Genomic DNA, 7,119 nt, shown 5'->3' on the forward strand with positions numbered 1-7,119 from the left:
CACTGCTCGTCCTCGCCCGGCTTGACGAAGAACTCCATCTCCATCTGCTCGAACTCGCGGGTGCGGAAGATGAAGTTGCCCGGCGTGATCTCGTTGCGGAACGACTTGCCGATCTGCGCGATGCCGAACGGCGGCTTCTTGCGCGCGGTGGTGGCGACATTGTCGTAGTTCACGAAGATGCCCTGCGCGGTCTCCGGGCGCAGGTAGTGCATGCCCTCTTCGGACTCGACCGGGCCCAGGTAGGTCTTCAGCATCATGTTGAAGTCCTTGGGCTCGGTCCACTGGCCGACCGTGCCGCAGTCCGGGCAGACGATCTTGTCCATCGGCACCGAGTCCGGATCGTCGATCTTGTTCTTCTCGGCGTACGCCTCCTGCAGGTGGTCCTGCCGGTGCCGCTTGTGGCAGTTGAGGCATTCCACCAGCGGGTCGTTGAACACCGCGACGTGACCCGAGGCGACCCACACCTGACGCGGCAGGATGATCGACGAGTCGAGACCGACCACGTCGTCGCGGCTGGTCACCATGGACCGCCACCACTGCCGCTTGATGTTCTCCTTGAGCTCGACGCCCAGCGGACCGTAATCCCAGGCCGACTTCGTTCCGCCGTAGATCTCACCGCTCGGGTACACGAGACCCCGACGCTTGGCGAGATTGGCGACGGTGTCCACCTTCGATTTGGGTGCCACTTGAACAGTTCTCCATCCGTGTCCGGAAGATTGCAAGGATTCACACCAGCCTATCGGTCCGGGGCAATCGACTTTGCACCCAGTGCCCCTACAAGCTGGGGGATGCCGTCGCGCGCACGCCTGCGGAATAGTAGGAAAGGCGGCACCGGTCGGTACGCCGACCGATCGGTGCCGCTGCGATACCGCGGCACGACGGGGGTCGGTGCGATGAGGGATTTCCCAGGGCAGTTCGACGACGACTGGGCGCGCCGGGCCGAACGCCGCGCCCGCCGCGCACACCGGCTCAGACCGTGGATCGCGGGAGTGCTGTGGGTGGGCGGAGTGCTCGGGCTGCTGTTCGGCGGCGGCTATCTGCTCTCTCGCTTCGACACCTCGGCGGACGGATCCGGGTCAAGCGTGAGCCCGACGGTGAACGAGGTCGCGCACGTCGACCCGAAGCATCCCTTCGACAACACACCCTCGGCCGTCTGGCAGGAGGGGGCGGCCGGCATCCAGCCGCCCGCCGCCACCCCGGTCGGCCGATTCTCCGCCGATACCGTGGCCGCGGCCATGGATCGGGTCAAACAGCTGATCGTGGCAGCCCGGCTCGACGCGCACGTGCTGGAAACCCATGACGCCGAACCGGTGCTGGCCCTGTTGGCGCAGGGGGAGGTCGCGGAGCTGCGCGGCAAGGCGCTCACGCCCGGCAACGAGGCGCACAACTGGTGGCTGAGTTCGAAACTGGCGCACGGCTATCCGCTGCTGCCGGTCTCGCCCCGGGTCGAGGGCAGCATGACGGCGGCGCAGAACGACAAGGGCGAGTTGGCGATTCACACCGACTACCTGATCGCCTACGCCTTCTCCGCGCCGCCCGGCCGCAACTACACGGCCCTGGACATCGTCGCCGTCGTGCGCGAACAGGTGGAATACGACTGGGTCCAGGACTCGAACTACGACGACGCCTCGCAGGGCATGTGGTTCGGCGAGATCAAGGGCTTCGCGTATTCGGTCAACTGCTCGCTCTACGACCAGGGCTTTCTCGCGCCGAACTACAGCAATCCGACATTGGCCGCTACCGGCCCGGATCCGCATCGACCCGACTACTATTTCGACCCCACGGTCCCGATACCGCAGAGCAGCAACTGCTGAAATCCGGCGATCGATACGGCGACGCGCCGACTCCGTGTTTGACATGCGCACCCGTGCATATAAGAATGGCATCGGTTTCCAATAAGGAGTTGGTTCGATGACCACGGACAGCGGCGCGCCCCTGCGGCGCTCGCACGTCGCGACCGAGGCTCCGGCCGCGATCCCCCACGACCCGTACCCGTACCGGTCACCACAGCCGCCGGCCGTGCCCTCGCGCACCATTCTGGACTCCGCCGGAGAACTACTACGCGCGCTCGCGGCCCCGGTTCGCATCGCCATCGTGCTGCAGCTGCGCGAATCACCGCGCTGTGTGCACGAACTGGTCGACACGCTCGGGGTGACCCAGCCGTTGATCAGTCAGCACCTGCGGATCCTCAAGTCCGCGGGCGTGGTGCGCGGTGAGCGCACCGGGCGCGAGGTCATCTACGAGCTCGTCGACGAACATCTCGCGCACATCGTCATCGACGCCGTCGCGCACGCCGAGGAAGGGTGAGCCGTGGGAACGACCGAGAAGACCGTCGGGGTCCGCAGCACCCGCCAGCGCAGCGCGATCGCCGCTCTGCTCGCCGACATCGACGAATTCCGCTCCGCGCAGGAGCTGCACGACGAACTCCGCAAGCGCGGTGAGGGCATCGGGCTGACCACGGTCTACCGGACCCTGCAATCCCTGGCCGACGCGGGCATGGTCGACGTGCTGCGCACCGACACCGGCGAATCGGTGTACCGGCAGTGCTCGAGCGGGCACCACCATCACCTGGTCTGCCGCCACTGCGGCCGCACCGTCGAGGTCGAGGGGCCGACCGTGGAGGCGTGGGCCGATTCCATCGCCGCCGAGCACGGGTTCACCGATATCAGCCACACCATGGAGATCTTCGGCACCTGCCAGGCGTGCAGCACCAAGAGCTGAGAGCAGACGAGCGCGCCCCTGCGTAGTACGCAGGGGCGCGCCCTATTTCACAGCCCGGCCGATCACACGGCCGGAACCGGTTCGGCGGCAGCCACGACCGTCGTCGACCGCGAGCCCCGCAACATCCCGATACCGAGCAGAGCGAGAGCGGCTGCGGCCCAGCACAACAGGACCGCCAGCGGACCCACGATGGAAGCGCTGCCGAAGAACGCGACCGAGCGCAGCAACGTCGCGGCGGCACCCGGCGGCAGCAACTGCCCGATCTCACCCCAAGGCTTCGGAAGCAGTTCCGGCGCGGAAGTGGCTCCGGAGAACGGGTTTCCGATCAACAGCATGGCGAGCGCGGCGACCCCGATCCCCGCCCGGCCGATGGCGGCCGCCAGACCGGCCACCGTCCCGGCGACCGCGAAGGACACCAGCGCACTGATCGAGGCCATGGTCAGATAGGCGCCGGGCAGCAGATGCAGCCAGCCCTGCACGATCGACATGCTCAGCAGCCCACCGGCAATGGCGAAGACGGCCAGCCCCGCGGCGCGGGCGGTGACCGAAGAGACCAGCAGACTCAGCAACACTCCCCCGGCCAGCCCCGACATGACCAGCGGGAGAACCATTGCGCCGAAACCGGTTCCGCGCGGATCGTGCGGATCGGCGGCCACCACATCCTGCACCGGCGCGGCCTGCGCCCCGTTCAACTGCTGCGCGAGACCCGAAAGCTGCTGAGCCACAATCGGAGCGGCGGCCGAAGCGACCAGCACGCGAGGCTGCCCATCGGTCAGCACCGCCCCGTAGACATCGCGATCGGCAATGGCTTGCCGGGCCGCGGACTCGTCGGCGACGGTCCGGAAATCGAATCCTCCCGGCTCGCGGGAATCGAGCTGCTGCGCAATCGCGCCGGCCTGCGGACCGACCAGCGCGATAGGCAGATCCCGTGGCGCGATCCGAGCCGCGGGCCAGGCGAACGCGATGAGCATCAGCGCCTGAACAGCAGCCGCCGCCAATCCCAACGCGACGGCCCGACGTACCAGCCCCCACACTCGCGGCCGCGCACCAGTGGGGCGACGATCAGCTTCCGGCCCCGCGCCGAGCGAACTCCTCGGCGGCCGAACGGAATCTGCGAGCGCCGGAGCGGAGCCGACGAGCGAGTCGGCGGGATTCGCGCCGGGCTGCGCGGGGTTCGCGCTGGTTGGGGGGGGGGTGGGACGGGGGAGATCGGAGGGGCGGTGTGCCGTGCTCATGTCGACTCCAAGAAAGCGGATGTTCGTTCTATTTGGTTGGGACAAGGCTGACATCAGGCTGTCAGCTTGTCAAGAACGGATATTCGTTTTACTTTGGGCGCATGCCCAGAGTCAGCGAGGAGCACCTGGAACGCCGCAGGCAGCAGATCCTCGACGCCGCGCAGACCTGCTTCGCCCGCAAAGGCCTACACGCCACCACCATGCAGGACGTCTTCGCCGAATCCGGGCTCTCCGCGGGAGCGGTGTACCGGTACTTCAAATCCAAGAACGACATCATCGAGGCACTGACCACCGAAGCCACCGTCGATCTGCGCGCCGCCCTCAGTGAGGCCGTCTACAGCGATCCGCTGCCCACTCCCCCGGATCTGGTCCGGATCATGAGCGCGGCCATCATGCGGCTGAGCGGGCCCGGCGGCCCGGTCCGCATCATTCCGCAGGCCTGGGCGCTGGCGCTCACCGACGCCAATATCGCCGACTACGTGCGCACCAACATCCTCGGCATCCGTCGCCTCTGGGTCGATTACGCCAACCGCATGCGCGACGTCGGCTGGCTTCCCCCGGACGCCGACACCGACGCCATCGGCAAGATCTTCCTGGGCCTGCTGCCCGGCTTCATCCTGCAGCACCTCATCCTCGGTGACGCCGACCCGGAAACCTTCGCCCGCGGCATCAGCGCGGTCCTCCCCGACTACCGGCGAGCGGCCGCGGCCGCCGAATCAACCCACGCCTGAACGCGATTCGCGGGCGCTCGGCTAGGGCAGCAGCAGGCCCTGGCGGGCGCGGCCCGCGCCGGAGAGGGCCAGCAGGATGATGGTGGCCAGCGGCTCGTCCTCCAGACCGGCGGCCGGGAAGGTGTAGCGCAGGATGATGTCGGCCTGCTTCTCCCGCGACACCAGGGTGAGGGTGCCGAACTGCAGCGCGGCATTGCGTTCGGCAACGCGCTTGTGCAACTGCGGTTTCAGCGGGCGATCCCAGGCCAGGATGCACATGAGCGCCAGCACGTCGAGGCCCGGCGACAGGTTCACGCCGCGCAGCGAGCACAGCGCGCCCTCGTATTCGAAACCGAGGCCGCCGTTCTCCTCGGCCACCGCCGCCACGCCGTAGCGCAGCAGCACGGCCCGGGCACGCTCCTGCAGTTCCTCGGCCGGAGTGGGCTGATCGGTCACTTCACACCTCCGAAACGGCGGTCACGCTTGGCGTACTCCAGGCAGGCGTCCCAGAGATTGCGGCGATCGAAATCGGGGAAAAGCGTGTGCTGGTAGACGAATTCGGCATACGCGGACTGCCAGATCAGGAAGTTGGAGCTGCGCAGCTCGCCGGAGGGCCGCAGGAACAGGTCCACATCCGGCATATCGGGTTCGTCCAGGTAGCGGGCGACGGTCGCCTCGGTGACCTTCTCCGGGTCCAGCTCCCCGGCAGCCACCAGGCGCGCGATTTCCCGTGCGGCGTCGGCGATCTCGGCGCGGCCGCCGTAGTTGACGCACATGGTGAGAGTCATCACCGTATTGTCCTGCGTCAGTTCCTCGGCGACTTCCAATTCCTTGATCACGCTGCGCCACAGGCGCGGTCGCCGCCCGGCCCAGCGCACCCGCACGCCCATCTCGTGCATCTCGTCGCGGCGGCGGCGGATCACATCGCGGTTGAAGCCCATCAGGAAGCGCACCTCGTCGGGGCTGCGCTTCCAGTTCTCGGTGGAGAAGGCGTAGGCCGACAGCCACTTCACGCCCATCTCGATGCAGCCCTCGACGGTGTCCATGAGCACGGCCTCGCCGCGCTCATGGCCCGCGGTGCGCGGCAGTCCACGCTCCTGCGCCCAGCGCCCGTTGCCGTCCATCACCAGCGCCACGTGCTTGGGCACGAACTCCGCCGGAATGGCGGGCGGCTTCGCCCCCGACGGATGCGGCGACGGCGGCCGCACAACACGCTGCTGCTCAGACGAGGACTTCCGGGTACCGATCACGCCCACCATCCTGCCCGACGCGCTTGCGCGTCGAACGCCACCCACACCATTACCCCGGGACCTCCACATTTCCTCCACCGGAGGGCGATCAGCCGGGGAAGGTGTCCAGGTAGGCGCGGTAGGTGCCGAAGGGGAGGGTGGCGTCGTAGACGAGGTCGCCGGAGGGCGTGAATTCGGAGATGCGCGGGGTCATGCCCCAGCCGACCAGGGTGTTGCCGTTGGGGAGGGTTTCGGCATTGCCCATGGCGGGGGTGATCAGGCCGTCGGGGTGCTGCTGGTTGCGGACCAGGGTGGCGGTCTTGGCGACCGGGTCGAGGTGGATCCACTCCACGCTCGACTTGCCGCGCGACTCCACGCCGCTGGAGTTGTTGTTGAACAGGCGCAGGGTGGTGGGGTCGGTGAATTCGGCGTCGTGCTGGAAGGCGAATTGCACGTCCGGGTCGGCGATCAGGGTCGGATGCTTGCCGCCGAGCTGCCAGCGAATGTCGCCGGTGTTCGGATCGATGTCGTAGACGGCGGCGGTATTGCGTAGCGAGACAACCAGATTCCCGGACGGATCCAGGCTGATCGAGTTCATGTGGTACGGGTCGTAGACGTCGCCGTTGAGTTTGCCGCCGGTCTCCGACTCGCTCAACGGCACATGCTCGGCCGCGCTCCAGCGGAACAACTGCTTGCCGGTGGCGACATCGATGACGAGGGCGACGGTGTCGAACATCTTGCCGTCCGCCGGGCCGCCGATGGCGGTGAGATCGGCGTCCACCTGCGGATACGAGGTCAACAGCGCGTGACCGTCCGGGGTGAGCCGGAATTCGTGCACATCCGCCCCGGCCCCGCCCGGGTCCACGGTCGCGAGCACGTCGAAGTTCTCGTCCGCGATGATCCCGACACCGGATCCGTGCCCGGCCACCGTGCTGCCCTGCCACCAGGTCAGCACCTTGCGGCCCTGGTAGATCTGGGTGCGGAAGTTCGAGACATCCTGTCCCGCAGGCGGTTCGTAGCGTTTGATCTCCTTGCCGGAGCGGTCGGCGATGACATTCGCGGGGCGGCCGCCCGGCAGCGCCTGCGCCACGGTACCCAGGCCCGGAACGAGCGCCGCGGCACTGACTCCGGTGGTGTAGTACAGGAATCCGTCCGCCACGCCGGGCTTGTCGACCCGGACCGAATAGGTGAGCTGTGCGGGCGGTTGCCGACATCGCGAATGGC

General features: G+C 67.8%; 9 protein-coding genes. 4 read left to right on the forward strand and 5 right to left on the reverse strand.

Annotation, left to right across the window (positions count from 1 at the left end; genetic code table 11):
* On the reverse strand, positions 1-686 hold a 686-nt coding region (locus ACWELQ_RS32760; RefSeq protein ID WP_452400907.1), incomplete at its 3' end, for a glycine--tRNA ligase.
* A 207-nt stretch (positions 687-893) separates the two neighbouring features.
* On the opposite strand from ACWELQ_RS32760, the gene ACWELQ_RS32765 reads away from it, so the two are divergent.
* The 3 genes from ACWELQ_RS32765 (at position 894) to ACWELQ_RS32775 (ending at position 2,721) form a co-directional block, all read left to right on the forward strand.
* On the forward strand, positions 894-1,814 hold the full coding sequence (locus tag ACWELQ_RS32765) for a hypothetical protein (RefSeq protein WP_452400908.1): 921 nt from the start codon (positions 894-896) through the stop codon (positions 1,812-1,814).
* Positions 1,815-1,911: 97 nt separating this feature from the next.
* Positions 1,912-2,307 (forward strand): ArsR/SmtB family transcription factor, encoded by a 396-nt coding sequence (locus ACWELQ_RS32770; protein ID WP_120739732.1) that lies wholly within the window; start codon positions 1,912-1,914, stop codon positions 2,305-2,307.
* Positions 2,308-2,310: 3 nt separating this feature from the next.
* Positions 2,311-2,721 (forward strand): Fur family transcriptional regulator, encoded by a 411-nt coding sequence (locus ACWELQ_RS32775; RefSeq protein WP_452400909.1) that lies wholly within the window; start codon positions 2,311-2,313, stop codon positions 2,719-2,721.
* A gap of 62 nt (positions 2,722-2,783) precedes the next feature.
* On the opposite strand, the gene ACWELQ_RS32780 is transcribed toward ACWELQ_RS32775, so the two are convergent.
* Positions 2,784-3,692, reverse strand: a complete 909-nt coding sequence (locus tag ACWELQ_RS32780) for a hypothetical protein (RefSeq protein WP_452400910.1) — start codon at positions 3,690-3,692, stop codon at positions 2,784-2,786.
* 365 nt (positions 3,693-4,057) lie between these two features.
* Between ACWELQ_RS32780 and ACWELQ_RS32785 the strand changes: the two genes are divergently transcribed.
* Positions 4,058-4,687 (forward strand): TetR/AcrR family transcriptional regulator, encoded by a 630-nt coding sequence (locus tag ACWELQ_RS32785; RefSeq protein ID WP_452400911.1) that lies wholly within the window; start codon positions 4,058-4,060, stop codon positions 4,685-4,687.
* Positions 4,688-4,708: 21 nt separating this feature from the next.
* Here ACWELQ_RS32785 and ACWELQ_RS32790 read toward each other — a convergent pair whose 3' ends face one another.
* The 3 genes from ACWELQ_RS32790 to ACWELQ_RS32800 all read right to left on the reverse strand — a co-directional run.
* The gene (locus tag ACWELQ_RS32790; RefSeq protein WP_452400912.1) at positions 4,709-5,122 is read right to left on the reverse strand and encodes a hypothetical protein; all 414 of its coding nucleotides are present in this window, start codon (positions 5,120-5,122) and stop codon (positions 4,709-4,711) included.
* Complete coding sequence (locus tag ACWELQ_RS32795) at positions 5,119-5,925, reverse strand: isoprenyl transferase (protein ID WP_452400913.1); 807 nt, start codon at positions 5,923-5,925, stop codon at positions 5,119-5,121. Before ACWELQ_RS32795 ends, ACWELQ_RS32790 begins: the two co-directional genes overlap by 4 nt.
* A 79-nt stretch (positions 5,926-6,004) precedes the next feature.
* Positions 6,005-7,119, reverse strand: a 1,115-nt coding sequence (locus ACWELQ_RS32800; RefSeq protein WP_452400914.1) for an arylsulfotransferase family protein, incomplete at its 5' end; no start/stop codon positions are given.

Source organism: Nocardia sp. NPDC004722 (assembly GCF_053601505.1).